Below are 22,097 nucleotides of genomic sequence, written 5' to 3'. Positions count from 1 at the left end.
CCAGTTTCAAATTAACGAAACCGACCTTGAAGATTACATTAACACCGCCAAAGAAATTGACCGCGACGACTCGATTAAATTGGTCAACATTGAACACGAGTTTGGGATTTTTGGCGGCATCTCCGGTGATTATTTAATTGCCTTTCTCGAGACTATAAAAAAACCAGTAGTGGTAACTTTTCATAGCGTAATTCCTAAACCGGAAGAGCGGCTAAAAAGAGTGGTTCGGGCGATTTTTGACCGCTGTTCAGCTGTAATTGTAATGGCGGAAACCGCGATCAAGGTTTTTGTCGAAGATTATGGGCTTTCGCCAGAGAAGTTTTATGTTATTCCTCATGGCGTGCCGACAATTCCTCCTTATCAAAGCGAAGGAATGAAAAATAAGTTGGGGCTTTCTGGCAGAATAGTTCTTTCGACCTTTGGTTTAATAAACAGCGGCAAGGGGATAGAATATGTAATTAAAGCCCTGCCAAAAATTAAAAGTAAATATCCGAATATTCTCTATTTGGTGATTGGCGAAACTCATCCTCGAATCCGCAAAGAAGAAGGCGAGAAATACCGCAATAAACTTTTAGCTTTGCTGAAAAAATTTGATTTGGCCGACAACGTGAAGTTCTACAATAAATATCTGACTTTAAGAGAAATCATTGATTACTTAAAAGCCACTGACATTTATATTTATCCAGCGCTCGACCCTAACCAGATTACCTCTGGCACGCTTGCTTACGCTTTAAGCGCCGGTAAAGCAGTTATCGGCACGCCATCGCTTTACGCTAAAGAAGTTTTAACTGAAGGCAGAGGATTTTTGGTTAATTTTAAAGATGTTTCCGGAATTATTAAAACTGTTGATTTGATTTTGTCCGACTCAAAATTAAAGAACCAAATTGAAACAAATGCCTATGCTTATAGCCGAAAAATGACTTGGCCGAATGTCGCCATATCTCATCTTGAAGTTTTTAAAAAAATCATCAAAATCAGCAGCGGTGTTGGTTTATATAAGTTTCCGGAAATTAAGATAAGTCATTTATTGAATTCGACTGATGAGGTTGGGATCATTCAGCATGCTAAGCATTCTGTTAATGATCGGCGCAGCGGCTATACCACAGACGACAATGCCCGGGCTTTGATCGCCGCTACAATGTATCAGAAAAGGTTTAGGGATCCAGAAAGTTTGAAATTAGTCAATACTTATTTAAGCTTCTTGTATCATGCCCAAAGAAAAGATGGCAGATTCCATAATTTTATGGATTATAACCGCAAGTTTCTGGATAGTATCGGCAGTGAAGATTGTTTTGGCCGGGCGCTTTGGGCAACCGGCTATGTCAGTTCGAGCAGTATTTACGAAAATGTCCGGATGACTGCCAAATTTATTTTTGACAACGCGGTAAAAAATATTTACAGGCTAAAAAGCCCCAGAGCTTTCGCTTTCAGCATATTAGGACTTTATTATTATTCGCAAAAATTTTCAAGCCAGGATATTTTAAGAAGAACCAGAAAAATGGCAGACCGCTTGGTCTCCTTATATAAAGAACAGAGCGCCAAGGATTGGAAATGGTTTGAAAAAGAAATCACTTATTCCAACGGCCGCTTGCCCGAAGCCCTGTTTCTGGCTTATGAGCTGACAAAAAATAAAAAATATCTAGAGGCGGCTCGCGAAAGCTTGGATTTTTTAACGAACTTGGTGATTTTAGGCGGCAGGCTGGTTTTAATCGGCCATAACGGCTGGTATAATTATAAAGGCAAGCGGGCTTATTTTGACCAGCAGCCGGTTGATGCCGCTTCGATGGTTCAGACTTTTTTAACCGTCCATCGCATCACTAAAAAAGAAGAATATTATGACAAAGCAGTGATTTCTTTTAATTGGTTTTTGGGCCAGAATTCAATTGACCAGCCGCTTTACGATGAAATAACCGGCGGCTGTTTTGATGGGCTATTGCCTAATTGCGTCAATTTGAACCAAGGAGCGGAGAGCACGATATGTTATCTTTTGGCGAGGATGTCGTTTGATAGATAATATTTATTTGTTATATCGTGTAATATTTTTCATTTAAGATTTGTTATTTTTCACTTAAATTTTTCTCATAATACCTCAAATTAACTCTAATATCGCAAATACTATTTGAGCTTATTTGAGAAATTATGAATTACCAATAAAAAAATGATAAATAGATAGATTATAAACTATGATAATTATTAATGACGCTTACAACGAAGCAAAAAAAGTTTTAAAAAAATGCGTCACTCCGGATGGTCTCCACGCTTCTGGCTCTCCTGACGGCTATCGAGCGGTCTGGTCCCGGGATGCGGTGATTTCGCTTTTGGGCGGAAGTTTAGTTGGGAATGAATTTAAGGGGGTCTTTGCCAGGAGTTTAGAGACACTGGCGAAAAATCAATCTGTGAATGGACAAATTCCGAATTGCGTGGGGGATTTTAATGTTGACAGAAATTCGATTGTTACCTTTACCACGGTTGACTCGAGCTTATGGTTTATCATCGGCGAATTTATTTATGCCAAAACCTATAAAGACAGAAAACTTTTTTTGAAACATAAAAAGTCAATTCGGCGAGCCCTAACTTGGATTCAGTATCAAGACACGGGCGAAGACCATTTGCCGGAACAATTGCCAACCAGCGATTGGCAAGACGCTTTTCCGCATAAATACGGACATGTCATTAATACTCAAGCATTATATTATCAGGCATTAAAAATTTTGGGCCAGAAAAAAGAAGCGGACATTGTCAAAAAAATTGTTAACGGCCAAGCTCGGAAAGATTTGAATATGTTTGACAAGAAACAGGGCTTTTATTTGCCCTGGGTTTGGAAAAATCATGACGGCGATAGAGAGCAAGAAGATTGGTTTGATTCTTTGGGGAATTTGTTAGCGATTGTTACCGAACTGGCTGAACCGAAACAAGCAAACGGCATTTTAAATTATATTGAATCAAAAGGCGTTAACGAACCCTTTCCAATCAAATGCATTTTTCCTCCATTGGGAACAAACGATCCTGAATGGCATTCGTATTTTGAAAAATGCGAGGCAAGAGAGCCGTTTAAATACGCGAACGGGGGGATTTGGCCTTTTATTGGCGGATTCTATGTAGCCGCATTAGTCAAGGCGAAAAGAATGAGCAAGGCGCGAGAAGAACTGGGAAGTTTAGCGCGCGCAAATAAACTGGCGCTCAAAGGCGAGTGGGCTTTTAATGAATGGCTTGATGGAGTCGAAGGCAAACCCGCCGGCAGTATCTACCAGGCCTGGTCTGCCGGGATGTATATTTATGCTTATAAGTGTGTTCAGGCGAAAAAAGTTTTATTTTTCTAAAAGCACATTTAGCCCTAGAGATTCAATTTCTCTTGTAAAATCTCAACGCATTTTTTTGCTAAGTTTTGATATTGAAAATTATCCAAGGTATGCTTGGCGGCGCGCTCGCCGATTTTATTTCGCAAGTCATCATTAGTTAAAAGGTCTAAAGTAAATTTTGCCAAATCATCAATATCCGCCCGGTAGGCGAAAATTTTTGGCTGGTCGAATTTGATTTTAAATTCTTCGTCAAAACCCATCTCATAAGTCGCCAGCTCTTCGGGCAAGTCAACAGTGGTGCCGACCTTGGCTAAAAATCCAGTTTCCCCGTGGATGATAGTTTCTTTCGGTCCCATAGCATCAATGGAAATGACTGGCTTGCCGCAAGCCATGGCTTCAACTTGGACCATGCCGAAACCTTCAATTCGGCTTGGCGCGGCATAAATATCGCAGGCATTTAAAAGATAGGGCATAAATTCTCGGTCGAAATTTTCTCCGCAATAGATAACTTTGCTTGGGCTTAAGCCAGCTTTCTGCATCAAATCCAATTCTTCGCGATGGTGGTTTATTGCGCATTCGCTGTTGGTTGACTTGCAGACATATTTAAAGTTCGGATATTCCTTGTCAACTTTGACTAAGGCTTGAATCATTTCTTGCGCGCCTTTAGAAGTTACATCGCCGCCAACGGTTAAAATCATTTTTTCGTCTTCTCTAATGCCAAACATTTTTCTAGCTTCAATCACGCCCGGGTGATCTTTGGGAATCGGCCTGAATTTTTTGGCGTCATAACCAACATGCAGAACCTCAAAATTTTTAGTATCGACCCCGTCGCGCTGGTAATTTTCCGCAACCCAGTTTGAAGTCACAAAAACCAAAGGCAGACTGCTGATGACATCGTGATAATTTGCCACCCAGCCGTCAGACAAAAGCCATGGGGTTGGGATAAGGCCAAAACTTTGCGGCTCTTTTATAATTGTTGGCGTATCCACCCACCAGCCGATGCCAATAACCGCGTCAGGTTTAAAAGATTTATAAAACCATTCTCTTTCTGTTTTTCGATCTTGGTAATGAGCCGGGTAGCATTCAACGCCATTTTCTAAAAGTCCGCGACAAAGCAGATGGCCTTGAATGGACATACTGCCGTTATTAAGCGGGTGCTCGAAGAGGACGAGGATTTTCATAAATGTAGGGTTAAAAGTTACAATAAAACGTTTCTTTTCTTAAGCAACTTTTATATTCAAATGACTCTTTGCTAAAACCGTATAAGTTGCAAACGATTTTTCTTTTTCGAGAGAGTTCGGCGGGGTTGAGGTTGACTATGTATTGGGCTTTTTTAAAATCATTAAGGCAGTGGCTGCCATCGCCGCGGTTTTTGCCTTGGTAACAAAAATAAAAAACTTGGCTGGCTGCAAGTTTTTTTTGTTTTAGAAGATCTTTTACCGCCTTGTGAACGCCAATATGGCGAAAGTGGCCATATTCGCCGTTGGCGCCGTGAGTAAAAAGATAATCAAATTTTTTGGTTTTGAGAAGTTTGATGATGTGCTCTTTGATTTCCGGGATTGAATCTTTGACAGTCATTATGTCTTCGTCTTCCAAATCGGAGATGATTGATTGGGCGCGATAGAGTTTGCAGGCCTTTTTAAATTTTGGGGCGCGGTCAGAATCTTTTTGGCGGCAAAGAGAAAAAACAGTCCAATTGATTTGGGGATAGCGAAGCATTGTTCCTCCCAGCCAAATTGTTTCGTCGTCTGGATGAGCAACGAGGACAAGGGCGCGGGCATTGGGTTTTTGGAGAATAAGGTTGGTGATAGTAAGATACTTAGATATTAAAGCAATTGGGTAACTAAGTAATTGAGTAATCGGGTAATTGGCCGATAATTAATAATTGATAATTAATAATTTCCGCCATAGGCGGACCAGCCATGGGCTGGGATGATTGTTATATGTTACGTGAGTCGTGGTTTAATTTTATCACGGTTGAAGGCTTTTTGAAAGGGGGTATCTGGTAAAAGTGAAGCAAAGTTGATATAATGTAAATGCGCAACGTTACTTATAACTTTTAACTTATAACTTTCATGTCCATCATCGGCTTAGACATTGGCGCGACAAAAATGACAGCCGGAGTTTTAAGAGGTGCGGGGTTGAAAAAAGTTAAGACCTGTCAGACAAAAGCCAAGGGTACAACTGATGAAATCTTGAGCCAAATATTTGGTTTGTTTGATGGATTGGTGAATAATGGAGTGAAGGCAATTGGTGTTGGAGTTCCCGGCTTGGTTGATGAAAAAGGAGTTGTTTACGAGGCCGTGAATATTCCAGCCTGGGACAATATGCCGCTTAAGAAAATTTTAGAAAAAAAGTATCAGATTCCAGTATATGTTAATAATGATGCTAATTGTTTTGCTTTGGGCAAAAAATATTTTGGCAAAGGCAAGAAATATAATAATATTGCCGGGGTGACTTTGGGCACTGGCATGGGAACCGGGTTGATTATTGACGGTAAATTGTATTCTGGGACAAGCGGCGGGGCTGGCGAGTTTGGGCAGATTAAATATCTAGATGGGGTGATGGAGGATTATTCTTCGGGCAAGTTTTTTATAAAAAAATATAAGATAAGCGGAGATGAAATTTTTAAGCTAGCGCGGAAAGGAGATAAAAAGTCCCTGAAAATTTTTGACGAATTTGGTTATCATTTAGGAAAAGCCCTGTCAATTATAGCGTACGCGATTGACCCGGAGATAATTATTTTGGGCGGGTCGGTTTCTGAAGCTTTTAAATTTTTTGAAAAATCAATGAAGAAATCACTTAAAGAATCAAGTTATAAAAAGACTTATAGCCGACTAAAAATTGCTGTTTCTAATAACCCCCAAGGCGCCCTTCTAGGCGCAGCCGCACTTTGTCTATTGGAAGATGATAGATAATAAAAGGAGATAATAAAAAGAACAGATCAATAAAATAAGATAGAATATAAAAATGAGCATTCACGCGAATGTCATTTTTTTTTCGTCACAAGTTTGAAAATTAAAAATTGGAAATTGATTAAAAATTAGGTGAATTAGAAATTAGAAATTTCCATCACTCTCCTATCTTCGGCCGATACTGCAAAGCTTCGGCTATATATTCTGATTTAATCCCCGGTTCACCTGCCAAATCAGCAATAGTCCGGCCTAATTTTAAAATCCGATGATAGGCCCTGGCAGATAGGTGCAACTGGTTAACAGCAGTGCGTAATAAATCTTGAGTGCTGGCATCCACTTGGCAAAAATCTTTTATCATCTGGCTGGTCATTTCCGAATTAGTCAAAATTTTTAAATCTTTAAATCTTTCGGCTTGTTTGTCACGCGCCGCTTGGACCCGTTTGCGAACTTCTTTTGAGCTTTCCGCGACCGCATCCGAAGCTAATTTGTCAAATTGAACCCGGGGCACTTCAATGTGCAAATCAATCCTATCCAAAATCGGTCCAGAAATTTTTTGCTGATATTTAAGAACCTGACTTGGCGAACAAGTGCAATCCCGCTCCGGGTCGCTCAAGTAACCGCAAGGGCAAGGATTTTGCGAGGCCACCAAAGTAAACCTGGCCGGAAAAGTTAAAGTCATCTGCGCCCGGCCAATGGTCAGCACCCCATCTTCCAATGGCTGGCGTAAATTTTCTAAAACCATTCTGGGAAACTCGGGAAACTCATCCAAAAAAAGCACCCCCCTATGGGCTAAGCTGACTTCGCCTGGCCTGGGAATGTTCCCGCCCCCCACCAAAGCCACGGCTGAAGAAGAGTGGTGCGGAGCCCTAAATGGCCGCTGCTTTATCAGGCCTTCGCCTGAAGGCAATTTCCCAGCCACGCTATAAATCTTGGTCACTTCCAAAACCTCATCCATGGTCATGGCGGGCAAAATTGAAGGAATCGTTCGGGCCAGCAATGTCTTGCCCGCGCCCGGCGGCCCGCTCATTAAAACATTGTGCCCGCCGCTGGCAGTGATTTCCAGGGCCCGTTTCACATGCTCCTGGCCTTTTACATAAGCAAAATCAGCTTCAAATTCATCCGCTTCATCAATTTGGAACCCAGGAGCTTCTCTTGAAATTTTAATGGATTCTGCGCCTCGCAAATGGTTTACCAACTGACCGAGTGATTCTACTGGATAAGCATCTACTCCAGTAATCAACTGGGCTTCTTTGATATTACTTTTAGGCACAAATATTTTTTTAAAATTCTTCTCTCGGGCAAAAATCGCTACCGGCAGAATTCCATTGGTATGCCTTAACTTGCCATCAAACGCCAGCTCACCCACAAACAAACTCTCGCCTGCTGCCCCTTGAGGAATTTCACCGACAGACATTAAAAGGGCCACTGCAATCGGCAAATCATAAGCCGGGCCTTCCTTGCGCAAGTCAGCCGGCGCCAGATTAACTGTGATCTTTTGAAAAGGAAACCGAAAAGCCGAGCTTTTTATGGCCATGTGAATGCGTTCTCGGGATTCCTCAACCGATTTATCCGGCAGGCCAACAATAATAAACTTGCCGGCTGGTCCGCCAAAATCCGTTTCAACTTCCACTTCTTCGCAATGGAGGCCGACTACGGCTGCTGATTTTACTTTTGCGAGCATAAAAATAGAAACTAGAAATTAGAAACAAGAAACTAGTAACTAGGGTAAAACTATTAATTATTTTTGCGAGTTGAGCTGATTAATCCGTTTAAGCCTGGGGTTAAATTTTTATAAATCTCTAGCATTGAATTATATTTTTCTTGAGTAATAAGCTTTCGCTCTTTTAATAATTCTAACCAATGTCGGGATTCTAAAAGTGAACCCCGGGCATTATAATAAAATCTTACTTTGTCTAAATAATGAAATCGACCATAGCCCTCGGCAATATTGGCTCCAACTGAATCTGCGCTTTTAATAAATTGATCACCAATCACTTTTTTCATCTGCCAGTTCAAAATCTCATAAACAGACCAAGCTTCCCGGCTATAACCTCTACTTAATTGATAGACCTTAAGATTATCTAATGAAATATAACTCATAAATGCGGGTCTCCCCTAGTTTCTAGTTTCTTGTTTCTTAGTTTCTAAAGTTCCTTGACTTTTTTTAAAATATGGTTTAATATCCTTAAATACGTTAAATACCCTCGTTCATTCACAATCCAAACAAAAGGAAGGGGAGAAAAATGGCTGCTGCTAAAGTAATCACAGTAACTGGCATTCCCGGCGCTCAAAGCACAAAATTCTGTCATGATTATTATGAGGCAAAAAAAAGTAAGGCCGTTATTTATGACACTGGCGAGTTAATCTTTCAACTGGCCCAGAATTATCCGGAAGAGCCGCCAATACCTCGGGGGAATCTTCTTAATCAGCCGCCGGTCATCTTGCGAGCCCAGCAGGGGTTAGCCTTTGAGACGGTCTTGCGCTGGATGGAAGAGGACCGAAAATGGTATGAGAAAATTGTGATAGATACCCACGCCCAATTTCTCTGGGGTTCAGTCTATCATAATGCCTATAACTGGAAATACTTAAATGCAATCGCATCAGACCTGTTTATTACGATCATTGATAAACCGTCGAGTATTAAAGCCCAGCAAATGCAGACTGAAACTGGCAGACTGCAAAATAACGACTTAAGGGATTTGGTGTTCTGGCAGAATATTGAAGTTAATGTAACGCAAGGTTGGGCCGCCAATTATGGCAAACCAATGTACGTTCTCCCCAGGCTCCAAGAGCCGATTATTATTGATAGCCTGTTGGAAAACTGTTTTCTCATTTATTTCCAAATGCCCATGACTGACGCCTCAACCGAACAGGACATTATGATCAGCGCCTTCAAAGAAAAGCTTCTGGCTGTTGGCAGGGAAATAAATGGCCTGCCAACGCCCCTTATTGACCCCAGGTATATTGACATAGAAACTCATGGGGAGCTGACTGCAATAACCGAAAGTATCATCAGAGGACACACGGTCCACCGGGATTTAAACTGGTACATAAAACAAAGTTCGGATCTGGTAGCGTTTTATCCGGAAGGAACCACGATATCAAAAGGCGTAACTGATGAAACAACTCGGGGTTTTGAAACTGGGAAAAACACCTATGTAGTTTTCCCGTTTGAACGAACTAGTCCGTTTATGGACATCTCGAAGCAAGTGTTCCGGACTGAAAGAGAATTCTTTGATTTCTATATTCCGTACATGAAACAAAGAATGGAATTATTGAACCGGGCGAGAATAGAGGAGGAAATGAGAAATGCTTTATGTGCCCGCAGAGGATAGTAGAATATCACAGGATATAACTGGGAGAATAAAATGATAACAAAAGAAGAATTAGCTGCCTCCGTTGACCATACCAACCTCAACCTGGATGCAACTCCTGATGACATTACCAGGTTGTGCGAAGAGGCGGTTGAGTGCGGCTTTGGCGCGGTGTGCATTCGTCCACATTTAGTCCGGACCGCCGCCGAAAAACTCCGTGAGCACGATATACATATTGCGAGTGTCGTAGGGTTTCCCACAGAGAAAACGACAACCTTTAGACAGATGGCTATAAACTTATCTCGTTATGGCACTGGCGATAAGGTGCGGGAAACAGAACAGGCAATTGAACGCGGCGCTGACGAGATTGATATGGTTATGGATCTGTGCGCAATTGATGGAGAAAATTATCACTTTGTTGAACATGATATTAGTCAAGTTGTGATAGCCGCAAAGAGGGCCCACCAGGCTACACTCGTAAAGGTAATTGTAGAAACCTGTTATCTCAATACATTGGAAATAGCTCTGGCCTGTAAAATAGCCGAGTGCGCCGAGGCAGATTTTGTCAAAACCTCTACTGGTTATGGGACTGCTGGAGCAACCCTGAATGACATGTGTTTGATGAGCAAAGTATTGGAAGAAGGAGTCGGAATTAAAGCCTCTGGCGGTATCCACACCGTAGAATTTGCTCAGCAACTATTCGAGGCTTCTCAAGCCTTTAGAATCCATGATTTCCGAATAGGCGCCAGCAAGCTTGTTGACGAGTATAAGAACAGCTAACATGGAACGGGAGGATTCAAAATGACAAAAATTACAAAAATTAAAACGATTGGCGTGCCGGTGGGTTTCCGTGTTGGCAATGGGAACGCATCCGAGGCGCTAGTTGAGGCCTGCGAAGAACTGGACACTATATATGCCGATGGAGCAAATACTGGTGCAACCCGCATTGAAGATCAATTCATTGAATTCGCAGGGAACTACACTCACTCCGCTCTTGGAATATGGAAAGATGTGGGAGTGATTGTGCGGCGCATAATATATGAAGAATAGGAATACTCAAACAGACAAAGCAAACACCAAGGTCGGCTCCGTCAAGCTGGCCTTTTTTATTTTCAAAAAACCAAAACAATAAGTTACAATCGTATTACAATCGTATTACTATCGTATTACAATTGAATTACTATAAACCACTACAAACTACTTAATTTCTTTTTTTCTTAACCCCATCGGTCAATACCCACATCACTACTCCTATCACAATCATACAATCAGCCAAATTAAAAACCGGCCAAATTCGTAAATCAATATAATCAATAACCGCGCCAAATTTAAAGCGGTCAATTAGGTTACTCAAAGCGCCAACAATAATCAAAACAGTGGCCAGGTGCAAACCAGTATTTTTCTTTTGCCAAAACTTAAGAGCCAAATAAAAAAGACCTGCTAAAATTAGGCCTACTAAAATATAAAGGAATAAACCTTGTAAAGGAATGCCAAAAGCAATGCCTTGATTTTTTGATAAGGTTAGAATACCGGCACCCCGAGCTTCTGGCTGGAGCAGCCAATATTTTATAATCCTATCCAAAACAAAAAAAACAAAGACCAGGACATAACCTAAAATAATTTTCTTCCAAAATTTGCTCATTACTCTATTGTAGCATCAGAAAGTAAATTTGACAAAAATAAACTCCTGATGTATATTAAAATCACCATGAAGTTAATTCTCAAAAAATGGATAGAATATGCTGGTGCTGACTTAGATGTCGCACAAAGACTCTTTAAAAGTCCCCGACCTACTCGCTGGACTTATCTTTTGATGTTTTGGCATTGTCACCAAGTAGTAGAAAAAATGATCAAAATGGTTGTTGTCAAAAAAGGAAAAGAGCTTTTAAAAATCCACGACTTACCACGACTGCACCAATTAGCAGATGTTGAATTTTCAAATCAAGAAAAAAAGTTTATTGATGAACTAAATAAATACTACTTAAAACCGCGTTATCCTGACTTAATTTACAAGCCCCTTCCGAAAATCTCTCGAGCTCAAGCTAAAGATTATTTACAAAAAACTAAAAAATTATTTCTATGCCTAAAAAAACAAGCATAAAATTTCCTAAAAAAATAGTTAACCACTATATCGCGAGCCTTCAAAAAAAAATTAAAGTTGATGGTGTACTTTTGTTTGGCTCTTTTGCCTGGGGAAAACCAACCAAACATAGCGATATTGATTTAGTTATTATCTCTCCAGACTTCGTTAAAAAAAAGTTTGATAACAGGTTAGACTTTCTGACTCAAGCAAGAGACGAGAAAGCGTGTCAAGTTGCAATGGATGTTATTGGCTACACACCCAAAGAATTTGCTCAAGCTGAAAAATTTTCTGCTATTCTTACTCAAGCAAAAAATAAAGGCAGGTGGATATACCCCCTAGAAATGAATAATAAATAAAAGAATAAAAGAATAATAAATAATAAACTATGCCTAAAATTATTATTGCTTCAGGACCAGTTATCATTGAAAATAACAAAGTCCTGCTCAACAAACATGGGGATGACGACTTTTGGAAATTTTGCGGAGGCAAGGTTGAGGACTATGAAACTAACCTCGCAGAGAATGCCAAGCGGGAAGTTAAGGAAGAAATGGGGATTGAAATTGAAATCACTGACTCTGCTCCCATCATTACCTACACTAAAAAAGAAGACGGCACTGATGTTCTTCTTGTTCATTGTATAGCTAAACGAACCGGCGAAATCAAACCCGGTTCTGACATCCGGGAATGGAATTGGTTCCCGATTGATCAACTCCCTGATGACTGCGGACCGAACATTAAACCAGTGGTTGAGCAAGCCACCAAAAAATAAGGAGGGGCTTAAAATGGAAAGTTGTTTTTATGGGTTCCGTCCTACAGAGGTTTGTAGAACCTGCCCTGAATATCTCGCCTTTCTCGCCTCCGCAAAACAAGGAGGGGAACTCAAAAAGGAATAATCAAAGAGTTGGGGTTGGTTAGTTGCACTTATCCTTTCTATTTTTGCCCGCTCGGATTTTTTCCAAAAGCGGGCTTTTTATTTTTTCTAAAAACTTCAAGCTTCAAGCATCTCAAGCCTCAAACCCTCTTTGACAAAACTCCAAAAATAAAATAAGATAGAGAAACAAATGTTTCTTTATTTCTTTATTTCTTTATTTCTTAACTTCTATGTCTTTACTATCAAAATTTGACCCTGAAATTGCTCAAGTAATAAACAACGAAATCAACCGCCAGCGCAACTGTTTAGAAATGATTGCCAGTGAAAACTTTGTTTCCCGAGTAGTTCTTGAGGCTATGGGTACGGCTTTAACCAACAAATATTCCGAAGGTTACCCCGGCAAACGCTATTACGGCGGTAACCAGTTTATTGATGAATCAGAAAGCTTGGCCATTGAACGCGCCGAGAAATTATTCAACACCCATGAGGGCGATTGTCCAACGGAACGCATCATGAAAGCTAACGTCCAACCGCACTCTGGCAGTCAAGCCAATCTGGCGGCTTATATGGCTCTGGTTGAGCTTGGCGATAAAATTATGGCTTTGGATCTGGCTCACGGCGGTCATCTCACCCATGGCTCGCCGGTTAATTTTTCCGGCAAGCTTTTTAATTTTGTGCATTATGGCGTGGAAAAAAAGACTGGCCAGCTTGATATGGATAAAATTCGTAAACAAGCAAAAATAGAAAAACCTAAAATAATTTTATGTGGCTATACTGCTTATCCTAGAAAAATTGATTTTAAAGCTTTCCGCGAAATTGCTGATGAAGTTGGCGCATACTTAATGGCTGATATTGCTCACATCGCTGGTTTGATTGCCGCTGGTGTTCATCCCGATTGTGTACCCTATGCTGATGTTATTACTACTACGACTCATAAAACTCTACGGGGACCCCGGGGCGCTATGATTCTCTCAAGGGTTGAAGACCGTCTCCGACCCCCCTCCAACTCCCCCCTAATTAGGGGGGGACACAAGGGGGGTATAAAGAATTTAGCTCAAAAAATAGACTTTGCTGTCTTCCCAGGCATGCAAGGCGGACCGCTTGACCATGTAATTGCCGCTAAAGCCGTGGCTTTCGGCGAAGCGCTCAAACCTGAATTCAAAGAATACGCTAAACAAGTCGTAGCTAATGCTAAGGCACTGGCCAAAAGTTTAATAGAAAATGGAATTAACTTAGTATCTGGTGGTACCGATAATCATCTGGTTCTGGTTGACCTCACCAAGGCTGGGGTCACTGGCAAAAAAGCAGAAACTGCACTGGACGAAACAGGCATCTGTGTTAATAAAAATATGATTCCATTTGATCCGCGAAAACCAATGGACCCCTCGGGCCTGCGAATTGGCACTCCAGCCTTGACTACTCGCGGGTTTAAAGAAGCTGAATTCAAAGAAATCGGCAAAATGATTGCTGATATAATCCACAACTCCACAGATAAAAACATCAAAAATCAAGTCCAAAAAAAAGTCAAAAAAATGACCGAGGCGCACCCGTTATATGAGGGGCTGGGGGTATAGGGACTGGCACAAAATTGCGCTTGAGTATCAATATTACCAATACTCACGCCTGACTCCAATAATAAAACAATTAACAGATAATACACTTGACGCTTTCTTTTGCTTGCGCTATAATAAATGACTATGTTTTCAAGTCTTAATCTGAAATAACCGTGTCCCTAACTCCAGAACAACAAATTTATAACTCTATTGAGAAAGCAAAAAATATTTTAATCACCTTTAAACAAGGTCATGATATTGATAGTATTACCGCGGCTTTGGCTATAGCTCAAGTGTTGAAAAAGTTAGATAAAAAGTATTGCATCGCGAGTTATGATTTTAAGCTGCTTCCCAAGCTTTCTTTTCTGGCCCAAACAAAAGAAATAAAAGGTGTGGTCCCGCCCTTAAGAAAATTTATTATCTCGTTGAATATTTCAAAAAGCCAGGTAAAGGAATTGAATTATGATGTCCTGGGGGAACGGCTTAAAATCTTTATCACGCCCCAGAATGGCTTTTTCGCGCCTGAAGATGTTCTAATAGAAAATTCTAATTTTATCTTTGACTTAACCTTTGTTTTAAACACCCAAGACCTAGACGCGCTTGGTAAAATTTATGAAGACAACACTGAATTTTTTTATGAAACCCCGATCATCAATATTGATTATCACCCCAACAACGAATACTTTGGCCAAATCAATCTCATTAATCTCGTTGCCACCTCCACCTCGGAAATTGTTTATTCTCTTATCGAAGCCCTTGATAAAAACCTGATTGACGAAGATGTGGCCACTGCCTTGCTGACTGGCGTTATCTCTGAAACTAAAAATTTCAAGTCTTTGGAGATTACCCCCCAGACCCTGATTACTACCAGTAAACTCATTACCTTGGGCGGTCGGCGCGAAGAAATAGTGGAAAACCTTTATCGCACCAAGACGATTACCGACCTTAAACTTTGGGGTCGGGTCCTGGCTCGTTTGGAATTATCCAAAAAAGAACCGCGTCTTGTTTCCTCCTCTTTAACTCTTCAAGATTTTGAAAAATCCGGCGCCTCTAAAGATACTCTCCTAGAAGTTATAGACGAATTAATCGTCAATATTCCCAAAGCAGAAATAATTATTTTGCTTTACGAAGAAAAAGAAAAAGACATTACCGTGCTGGTTACTTCCTATAATAAAAATATTGACGTTTTTGGCCTGACTTCCGAATTCAAGCCCCAGGGCTCAAAAGATAAAGTCAGATTTTCTATCAAAGGTAAATCCGTATTGGAAGCTGAAAAATGGCTAATCCCTAAGCTGGAAGAAAAATTAAAAACTTCGTGAACCGCGAGATACGAAACGCGAGACACGATGCACATAACAAAAACCCCGTGAAAAGGGTTTTTGTGTTTGGCTTGATTTATTCTCTATTTTTTGATAATATAAAAACATTGAATTTTGTTTCGTGTTTCGTGTCTCGTGATTTTGCGCATGTAGCTCAGCGGTTAGAGCGCCACCCTTATAAGGTGGATGTCGATGGTTCAAATCCATCCATGCGCACCAGACAACTAAAAAATATTAAAGCACAAGAACATTAAAGCAAATTGCTTTCTTGCTTTAATGCTTTCATGTTTTAATGTTTTATTGAAACAATCCTATGTTTGGAAGAATAATCTTGGGTTTAATTATTCTCGGTGTCGGAGCCTCGTTAGTTATTAAAACCGAATGGTACCTTAGCTTTATCGGCAGAATTCCATTTGCAGAAAAATATCTTGGTTATGAGGGCGGTACCAGACTATTTTACAAACTCCTTGGGCTCATCGCCATCTTTTTTGGCTTTCTTCTAATGATGGGTCTTTTGGGTGGATTTTTTAGATTTGTTTTGCCCGATGTTTTGTTTGGAGAATGACGAGATATTTCCATTTACCCACATTTTCATTTATCACCTGTTTATTAATTTATTTGTTTATTTGGTTTATTGATTTATTAGTAGATGATAAATTGATATATGAGAATTATATAACAACGAGGGCCCGTAGTTCAGCTGGTTAGAATGCCTGCTTTGCAAGCAGGAGGTCACCGGTTCGAATCCGGTCGGGTCCACCAAAATTTTTAGTTGAGAGCGTTCCGGTTGCGACCATGGATGTCGCCCCGCAAGACGCGGGGGTACGGTCCGCCAAACGCGATTTGACGAGTTTTCCCCCTCGCCCTCGCTTTGGGCGTTTCGCTTGATGTTTTAATAAGATAATCTATGAACTACATCAAATACCAAGATAAAACAATCCGTAAAATAGCTGGCGGTCATCAAGATTGGTACAAAGCCCGAAGTATTGTTTGGGGTGAGCGATACATGAAAGAGAAAGAAAACATATTAACGAAGGAGCGCAATAAAAAAGAAGCTCGCATAATTGTAAAATATTTACCTAGGAACGGTAAGAGCATTCTTGATGCGCCGTGCGGTTACGGAAGAATCTCAAATAGTTTAGCTGCTTTAGGATATAGGGTAACTGGCATTGATATAAGTGATTATTTTATCAACCTCGCAAGAAAACAAGCCAAACAACAAGAATTAACTGTTTCTTATATTGTCGGTAATATTTTGGGTAAAAAAATTCCTGGGAAGTTTGATGCAGTATTAAATATCTTTACTTCATTGGGTTATTTAGAAGATGATAAAAAAAATGAATTGTTTATAAAGAGATTGACGCGCTTGTGAATGATATTTCAATCGGTTTGCCGGCGGAACTAAAAGCGCGCAGGCAACAATATGAATATTACCGAGGGAAACTTTTAACTTTCAAAGAAATGATATGAAAAAAGAATTGCAAAACCAAATAATTATTTACAAAAGTGATGATGGATCGTCTCGCATAGAGGTGCGGTTTGAAGGTGAGACTACTTGGCTTACTCAATCTCAATTGGTTGAGCTTTTTGAGTCAAGCAAAGCCAATATAAGCGAGCATATTAAACACATTTTTGAAGAAAATGAATTAGACCAGGATTCAGTTGTTCGGAAATTCCGAACAACTGCCTCAGACGGAAAAAACTACGAAGTTGAACATTATAACCTCGATATGATTATTTCACTTGGTTACAGAGTTAAATCTCATATCGCTACAAGATTTCGTATTTGGGCAACTGCACGACTTCGTGAATATATCGTCAAAGGCTTTACTATTGATTCGGATCGTTTGAAAAATTTGGGTGGTGGAAATTATTGGAAAGAATTACTTGATGAGATTCGAGATATCCGTAGCAGTGAAAAAGTGCTTTATCGTCAGGTACTTGATTTGTATGCAACCGCTATTGATTACGATTCGCAAGCAAGCGAGTCTTTGAAATTTTTTAAAATTGTCCAAAATAAGCTTCATTTTGCAGCTCATGGACATACAGCGGCAGAAGTTATTTACTTGCGAGTAGACTCAGATAAGCCATTTGCGGGGCTTAAGAATTTCATAGGCAAGCAACCGACGCAAGCTGAGGCGATGATTGCCAAGAATTTTTTGGGATTAAGTGAGCTCAAAGTTTTGAACAATCTTGTTTCGGCTTATTTTGATTTGGCGGAAATCAATGCTCTAGAACAAAAACCGATGAAGATGGCGGATTATATCCGTGAACTGGACAATATTTTAAAATCAACCGGAAGAAAACTTTTGAGCAATGCCGGAAAAATAAGTCATGAAAAAGCAATAGAAAAAGCTAGCTTGGAATATCGCAAGTACAAAGTAAAGAATTTGAGCGAGGTCGAGAAATCTTATTTGGAAGCGATTAAGACTGTGGAAAGCAAGATTAAAAAGAAGGTAAAGTCTTGAACTTTTTTGGCGTAAAGAGCTGGGAATTTAAACGAAACACTTATTAAGGTCGATGAGCTCTATGGGGCAACTATCAAGCATTACTTGATAATTCAAAATGAGAGGGGCGAGTGAATTTAAAAAAGAATAAAACATAAATAAATATGTCAGATAAAAAAACTTATTACAATCTAGTCGCGGAAAATCCTCAAAGCACTGTTGTTGCTGAATATTATAAACTTGCAGATCGGGTACGAGATGGTGTTTCTTATCAAAGCGAAGCGGATTTGGAGCGGGCTTTTATCAAGCAACTCGAAACGCAAGCGTACGAGTATCTCGCCATCACTTCCGAAGCTGATTTGGTATTGAATCTCCGTTTGCAATTAGAGAAGCTTAATAGTTTTACTTTTACCGATAGCGAATGGGAACAGTTTTTTGTCAGTGAGCTTGCCAACCCAAATCAAAGCATCGCCGAAAAGACCGCTACCATTCAAGAAGACCATATCAAAAACCTGACGCGCGAAGATGGCACGACTAAGAATGTGTATCTCATAAAAAAGGATAACATTCACGACAATAGTTTGCAGGTGATCAATCAATATGCTACCGACCTGCCTGCCGGCAGGCAGGAGACTGGCCAACGCGCTAATCGCTATGATGTGACGGTGCTTGTGAACGGTTTGCCTCTGGTTCATATTGAGCTAAAACGCCGTGGCGTTGCAATCCAAGAGGCGTTTAATCAGATCAATCGCTACAGCCGAGAAAGTTTTCGGGCTTCAAGCGGGCTTTTTGAATATGCGCAATTGTTTATCATTTCCAACGGCACGCATACCAAGTATTACAGCAACACCGTTCGTTTGGAGCATATCAAAGAAGCCGGCGAAGGAGCGGTGAAAAAAGGCAAGCGCTCCAGTAATAGTTTTGAATTTACAAGTTGGTGGGCGGATGCGACCAACCGACCGATTACGGATCTGATGGATTTTGCCAAGACTTTTTTTGCCAAGCACGCGCTTTTGAATATCTTGACCAAGTATTGCGTATTCACGACTGATAGACAGCTTTTGGCAATGCGACCGTATCAGATTGTCGCAACTGAGAGAATATTAAATAGAATTGAAGTCAGCGCGAATTATAAAAAATTAGGAACAGTAGAAGCGGGCGGGTATATTTGGCACACGACTGGATCGGGAAAAACTTTGACCAGTTTCAAAACCGCCCAGATAGTAAGTAAATTATCTTATGTAGATAAAGTTTTGTTTGTTGTTGACCGTAAAGATTTGGATTATCAGACGATGAAAGAATATGATAAATTTGAAAAAGGAGCGGCGAATAGCAATACCAGCACCGCTATTTTAAAAAAACAATTAGAAGATTCAAATTCTCGGATTATTATTACCACGATTCAAAAATTAGATCATTTTATTAAACGCAACTCTAAGCATGCTCTTTTTAGTGGTCATATTGTCTTGATTTTTGACGAATGTCATCGCTCACAGTTTGGCGATATGCATTCAGCGATTACAAAAGCATTTAAGAATTATCATCTCTTTGGTTTTACAGGCACGCCGATTTTTGCCATAAATGCGTCTGCCGGCGGACGGCCGGATTTGAAAACCACCGAGCAAGCTTTTGGCGAGAAATTGCACACCTACACGATTGTAAATGCTATCGCTGATAAAAATGTTTTGCCGTTTAAGGTTGATTATGTTTCTACTGTTCGCGAAGCTGAAAATATTGAAGATGCGCAAGTCCGAGATATTGACCGCGAGGCAGCGCTTGCTTCTCCGGAACGGTTGGCAAATATCGTGAGCTACATTCGCGAACATTTTGACCAAAAGACCAAACGCAATAGTTTTTATAAACTGAAAGAGCGCAGGTTGGCTGGATTCAACTCTATCTTTGCGGTTTCATCTATTGATGTGGCAAAAAAATATTATGCCGAGTTTAAAAAACAACTTGCCGATGCACCAAGCGATAAACGGCTCAAGGTGGCGACGATTTATAGCTTTGGCGTAAACGACGAAGATGCAGATGGAATGATAGATGAAAACTCTGAGGATACGAGCGGGCTTGATGTGAGTTCTCGGGATTTTCTTGATAATGCTATTTCTGATTATAACAAGATGTTTGGCACTTCTTATAACACTTCATCGGATAAGTTTCAAAATTATTACAAAGATGTAAGCTTGAGAGTGAAAAATCGCGAGGTTGATATTCTTATTGTGGTCAATATGTTTTTGACAGGATTTGATGCCATAACGCTTAATACGCTTTGGGTAGATAAAAATTTGAGACTGCATGGACTTTTGCAGGCATTTTCGCGTACCAATCGCATTTTAAACAGCGTAAAGACCTTCGGGAATATTGTTTGCTTCCGTAATCTAGAGAAAGCGACGAATGAATCTATTGCACTTTTTGGCGATAAAGAAGCGAGTGGAATTGTTCTTCTTAAATCATATGAGGATTATTACAATGGGTATGAAGACGGTGATAAAGAAGTGCGCGGGTACGCCAGTCTAGTGGCAGAGCTTATGGAAAAATTCCCGGTTGACAAGCGAATTGTAGGCGAGCAAAACCAAAAAGATTTTATCAAACTTTATGGCGGGATTTTGCGAGCGCGAAATATTTTAACAACTTTTGACGAATTTGCCGGCAACGAGATTTTGACTGATCGTGATGTGCAGGATTATCACAGTATGTACATTGACCTTTACAATGAATTTCGCAAAGGCGCGGATGTTGATCAAGAAAACATTAACGATGATCTTGTGTTTGAGATGGAACTCATCAAGCAGGTAGAAATAAATATTGATTATGTTTTAGGGTTAATAAAAAAATACCATGAGGATCATGTTAAAAATAAAGAATTTTTGATTGATATTAATAAAGCAATTGATTCAAGCGTTGAATTACGTAATAAGAAAGATCTTATTAACCAGTTTATCGCCTCGCTTGATATCCATTCAGTAGTTGATGACGATTGGCAAAAATTTGTGGATAAGAAAAAAATTGAAGAACTTGAAAAAATTATTGATAATGAAGGATTAGATCACGATGCAACTTATGCATTTGTAAAAAATTCATTCCGCGATGGGAGTGTCGCAACTACTGGCACAGCCATCACTAAAGTTTTACCACCTGTATCTCGCTTTTCCCCAACTGGCGACCGTACCAAAAAACGAGAGAGTGTTATAAGTAAACTGATAAGCTTCTTTGAAAGATTTTTTGATATTTCGGGTGGTAAGTTTTCAGAATAAAACATGAACACATTCAAACAATCAGCGATTGAAATATTAAAAAAGGCGGGAACGCCTTTGCGCTATACCGAAATTACTCGGCTGGCTTTGGAGTCAGGTATTTTGGAAACGGAAGGCGCCACGCCGGAAGCAACGATGAACGCGCAAATTGTGATGGATATTAAAACCAAAGGCGAAGGTTCGGATTTTATCAAAACAGCGCCCGGAACTTTCGCGCTTAATCCGAACAAAAAAGAAATCAAAGAGACGCCAAAGATTATTGAAGCCGAAAAAGAGGAAGAAGAAAAAATTGTCATCGCCGGAGGTTTTACCGGCAAAGGTGGCGAGCATCTAGTTTGCAGCGAGTTGCTTTTTCGCGGCTTCAACGCCAGCATAATGAGCGTAGATGTTGGCGTGGATATTTCAGCCATAAAAGAAAATAAATTTTTTGGAATTCAAGTGAAAACAGCTAATTCAAATAAATTCAATACTTATAATTTCCATATTCGTCGAGTATCATTTGAAAGGCATAATCAAGGGAATATTTTTTATATTTTTGTTTTACGCATAATTGATAAAACACATTTTCTCATATTGCCGACTGTTGAAGTGGAAAGAAAAATAAAAGAAGGAGCGATTTTTTCAGTCAATAATAAGTCCGGCTTTGCAGTAAATATTAAGTTCAGGGATGACAAAGTATATCTCGGAAATATGAGCCACGAAATGAATTATTTACTCGATAATTGGAATTTGATTAAATAATTTTTAAGGCGGCGCGCCAATGAAATTGGCACAGCCTCTAATTCCGTCGGCGTCCGAAGCGAGCCTGCCTGTCGGCAGACAAATTGTAAAGGTAAGAAACAATCTTATGAGTAGCTAAGACAAAAACAATCAAATTATTATTCAAAATTATGCCCAAAAAAAATAAAAAAATTGTTCCAAGCAACAACAGTTTTACCGAATTTTTGCTTTATACGACTCCAAACGGAAAAGTAAAAGTGGAGATTTTTTTGCGCGATGAAAACATTTGGTTGACGCAGGCAAAAATTGCCGATCTTTT

At 40.0% G+C, this 22,097-nt stretch carries 21 protein-coding genes and 2 tRNA genes; 18 read left to right on the top strand and 5 right to left on the bottom strand.

The annotated features are described in order from the left end of the window. Positions 1–2,014: glycosyltransferase (locus tag KKD20_01310; protein MBU4331744.1), on the top strand; the 2,014-nt coding region annotated here is incomplete at its 5' end. Positions 2,015–2,183: 169 nt separating this feature from the next. Then, positions 2,184–3,320 carry a hypothetical protein gene (locus KKD20_01305; GenBank protein MBU4331743.1) on the top strand — a complete coding sequence of 379 codons (1,137 nt, stop codon included), beginning with the start codon at positions 2,184–2,186 and terminating at the stop codon, positions 3,318–3,320. Between the two features lie 14 nt (positions 3,321–3,334). Here the strand turns inward: KKD20_01305 and KKD20_01300 are convergent, their stop codons facing one another. Beyond that, complete coding sequence (locus KKD20_01300; GenBank protein MBU4331742.1) at positions 3,335–4,480, bottom strand: glycosyltransferase; 1,146 nt, start codon at positions 4,478–4,480, stop codon at positions 3,335–3,337. Between the two features lie 10 nt (positions 4,481–4,490). Further along, positions 4,491–5,159 carry a PIG-L family deacetylase gene (locus KKD20_01295; protein MBU4331741.1) on the bottom strand — a complete coding sequence of 223 codons (669 nt, stop codon included), beginning with the start codon at positions 5,157–5,159 and terminating at the stop codon, positions 4,491–4,493. 215 nt (positions 5,160–5,374) lie between these two features. On the opposite strand from KKD20_01295, the gene KKD20_01290 reads away from it, so the two are divergent. Beyond that, positions 5,375–6,217 (top strand): ROK family protein, encoded by an 843-nt coding sequence (locus KKD20_01290; protein MBU4331740.1) that lies wholly within the window; start codon positions 5,375–5,377, stop codon positions 6,215–6,217. Between the two features lie 154 nt (positions 6,218–6,371). On the opposite strand, the gene KKD20_01285 is transcribed toward KKD20_01290, so the two are convergent. After that, positions 6,372–7,895 (bottom strand): YifB family Mg chelatase-like AAA ATPase, encoded by a 1,524-nt coding sequence (locus tag KKD20_01285; protein MBU4331739.1) that lies wholly within the window; start codon positions 7,893–7,895, stop codon positions 6,372–6,374. Positions 7,896–7,948: 53 nt separating this feature from the next. Continuing rightward, a complete protein-coding gene (locus tag KKD20_01280) occupies positions 7,949–8,314 on the bottom strand; it encodes a four helix bundle protein (protein MBU4331738.1) in 366 nt (121 codons plus the stop codon). Positions 8,315–8,457: 143 nt separating this feature from the next. On the opposite strand from KKD20_01280, the gene KKD20_01275 reads away from it, so the two are divergent. From KKD20_01275 to KKD20_01265, 3 genes are read left to right on the top strand one after another with little or no spacing between them, the layout of a single operon-like run. Next, complete coding sequence (locus KKD20_01275; GenBank protein MBU4331737.1) at positions 8,458–9,549, top strand: hypothetical protein; 1,092 nt, start codon at positions 8,458–8,460, stop codon at positions 9,547–9,549. A 33-nt stretch (positions 9,550–9,582) separates the two neighbouring features. Continuing rightward, a complete protein-coding gene (deoC, locus tag KKD20_01270; GenBank protein MBU4331736.1) occupies positions 9,583–10,308 on the top strand; it encodes a deoxyribose-phosphate aldolase in 726 nt (241 codons plus the stop codon). Positions 10,309–10,329: 21 nt separating this feature from the next. After that, positions 10,330–10,578: a hypothetical protein gene (locus KKD20_01265; protein ID MBU4331735.1), complete on the top strand. Its 249-nt coding sequence runs from the start codon at positions 10,330–10,332 to the stop codon at positions 10,576–10,578. A 151-nt stretch (positions 10,579–10,729) separates the two neighbouring features. Here the strand turns inward: KKD20_01265 and lspA are convergent, their stop codons facing one another. After that, positions 10,730–11,170 carry a signal peptidase II gene (gene lspA / locus KKD20_01260; protein MBU4331734.1) on the bottom strand — a complete coding sequence of 147 codons (441 nt, stop codon included), beginning with the start codon at positions 11,168–11,170 and terminating at the stop codon, positions 10,730–10,732. Between the two features lie 66 nt (positions 11,171–11,236). On the opposite strand from lspA, the gene KKD20_01255 reads away from it, so the two are divergent. The 12 genes from KKD20_01255 (at position 11,237) to KKD20_01200 (ending at position 21,799) form a co-directional block, all read left to right on the top strand. Beyond that, on the top strand, positions 11,237–11,629 hold the full coding sequence (locus KKD20_01255; protein ID MBU4331733.1) for a HEPN domain-containing protein: 393 nt from the start codon (positions 11,237–11,239) through the stop codon (positions 11,627–11,629). After that, positions 11,608–11,967, top strand: a complete 360-nt coding sequence (locus tag KKD20_01250) for a nucleotidyltransferase domain-containing protein (GenBank protein ID MBU4331732.1) — start codon at positions 11,608–11,610, stop codon at positions 11,965–11,967. The genes KKD20_01255 and KKD20_01250 overlap by 22 nt, the downstream gene beginning before the upstream one ends. 29 nt (positions 11,968–11,996) lie before the next feature. Continuing rightward, complete coding sequence (locus KKD20_01245; protein ID MBU4331731.1) at positions 11,997–12,380, top strand: NUDIX hydrolase; 384 nt, start codon at positions 11,997–11,999, stop codon at positions 12,378–12,380. Positions 12,381–12,712: 332 nt separating this feature from the next. Continuing rightward, complete coding sequence (locus KKD20_01240) at positions 12,713–14,056, top strand: serine hydroxymethyltransferase (GenBank protein ID MBU4331730.1); 1,344 nt, start codon at positions 12,713–12,715, stop codon at positions 14,054–14,056. Between the two features lie 152 nt (positions 14,057–14,208). Continuing rightward, positions 14,209–15,354 (top strand): DHH family phosphoesterase, encoded by a 1,146-nt coding sequence (locus KKD20_01235; protein ID MBU4331729.1) that lies wholly within the window; start codon positions 14,209–14,211, stop codon positions 15,352–15,354. A 143-nt stretch (positions 15,355–15,497) separates the two neighbouring features. Then, positions 15,498–15,573, top strand: a tRNA-Ile gene (locus tag KKD20_01230). Positions 15,574–15,667: 94 nt separating this feature from the next. After that, positions 15,668–15,919 carry a hypothetical protein gene (locus KKD20_01225; protein ID MBU4331728.1) on the top strand — a complete coding sequence of 84 codons (252 nt, stop codon included), beginning with the start codon at positions 15,668–15,670 and terminating at the stop codon, positions 15,917–15,919. A 120-nt stretch (positions 15,920–16,039) separates the two neighbouring features. Then, positions 16,040–16,116, top strand: a tRNA-Ala gene (locus KKD20_01220). A 145-nt stretch (positions 16,117–16,261) separates the two neighbouring features. After that, positions 16,262–16,726 carry a class I SAM-dependent methyltransferase gene (locus KKD20_01215; GenBank protein MBU4331727.1) on the top strand — a complete coding sequence of 155 codons (465 nt, stop codon included), beginning with the start codon at positions 16,262–16,264 and terminating at the stop codon, positions 16,724–16,726. A gap of 94 nt (positions 16,727–16,820) precedes the next feature. Continuing rightward, entirely contained in the window at positions 16,821–17,822 is a 1,002-nt protein-coding gene (locus tag KKD20_01210; GenBank protein MBU4331726.1) for a virulence RhuM family protein, read from the top strand. A gap of 143 nt (positions 17,823–17,965) precedes the next feature. Beyond that, positions 17,966–21,058 (top strand): type I restriction endonuclease subunit R, encoded by a 3,093-nt coding sequence (locus tag KKD20_01205; GenBank protein ID MBU4331725.1) that lies wholly within the window; start codon positions 17,966–17,968, stop codon positions 21,056–21,058. A 3-nt stretch (positions 21,059–21,061) separates the two neighbouring features. Next, positions 21,062–21,799 (top strand): winged helix-turn-helix domain-containing protein, encoded by a 738-nt coding sequence (locus tag KKD20_01200; protein MBU4331724.1) that lies wholly within the window; start codon positions 21,062–21,064, stop codon positions 21,797–21,799. Positions 21,800–22,097 lie beyond the last annotated feature (298 nt).

It is taken from the genome of Patescibacteria group bacterium (assembly GCA_018896645.1).
Lineage (GTDB): Bacteria > Patescibacteriota > Patescibacteriia > UBA2591 > JABMQE01 > JAHIMF01.
The sequence above is the reverse complement of the archived record's forward strand: the minus strand, read 5'-3'. Positions and strand labels throughout refer to the sequence as shown.